The sequence below is a fragment of the Propionibacterium sp. genome, from assembly GCF_047719395.1.
Classification (GTDB): Bacteria; Actinomycetota; Actinomycetes; order Propionibacteriales; family Propionibacteriaceae; genus Propionibacterium.
In genome coordinates this window covers 1180-1783 of the sequence record NZ_JBDNTB010000106.1, presented here as the reverse complement: position 1 = coordinate 1783, position 604 = coordinate 1180, and the positions used below count along the sequence as shown (strand labels likewise).

At 64.1% G+C, this 604-nt stretch carries 2 protein-coding genes; both read left to right on the top strand.

The window, feature by feature from the left end; translation table 11 throughout:
- Nucleotides 1–145 precede the first annotated feature (145 nt).
- Nucleotides 146–361 (top strand): sugar transferase, encoded by a 216-nt coding sequence (locus ABF648_RS12005; protein WP_415632478.1) that lies wholly within the window; start codon nucleotides 146–148, stop codon nucleotides 359–361.
- Nucleotides 362–381: 20 nt separating this feature from the next.
- The coding region (locus ABF648_RS12000; RefSeq protein ID WP_415632480.1) for a hypothetical protein at nucleotides 382–604 on the top strand (223 nt) is incomplete at its 3' end.

Sequence of the window (604 nt, the reverse complement as noted above, 5' to 3'; positions counted from 1 at the left end):
GCGCCCTCCCACCACGGCTGCTGCGTCGCCTACACCCTCATCTGGGAAGAGCCCGTTTCAGTGGCTGGCGGCTGTGGCTCAAGCGGGGCTTCGACATCGTGTTCTCGGTGATTGCGCTCGTGCTGCTCGCACCAGCGTTCTTGGGGTGGCGGTGCTCATCAAGATGGACGACGGTGGGCCAGTCGTCTTCTGTCAGGAACGCATCGGGCGGCGCGGAACGACGATCAGCGTGCACAAATTCCGCACTATGTGTGTGGATGCCGAGGCGAAGGTCGATGCACTCATCGAGGCCAACGGTGGGAAAGCGCTGCTCTTCAAGATGGAGCATAACCCCGTACCACGCGCATCAAGAAGATCTTGAGGAAGTACTCGATCGACGAGATGCCACAGTTCTGGTCCTTGCTGAGGAGCGGAATGGGTGTGGTGGGATCACGACCTGGATTGCTGCGGGGGTGTCTGAGTACAGCCGTGCGTACCACCGCCGTTTGTTCATCAGACCGCCCGCTCACCGGGCTGTGGCAGGGGGGCGGGGGGGGGGGCCGGGGGTTTGGAGAGGCCGATAGGGGAGCGCGTGGGGTCGGGGGGGGCTGGGGGATGGTGCGGG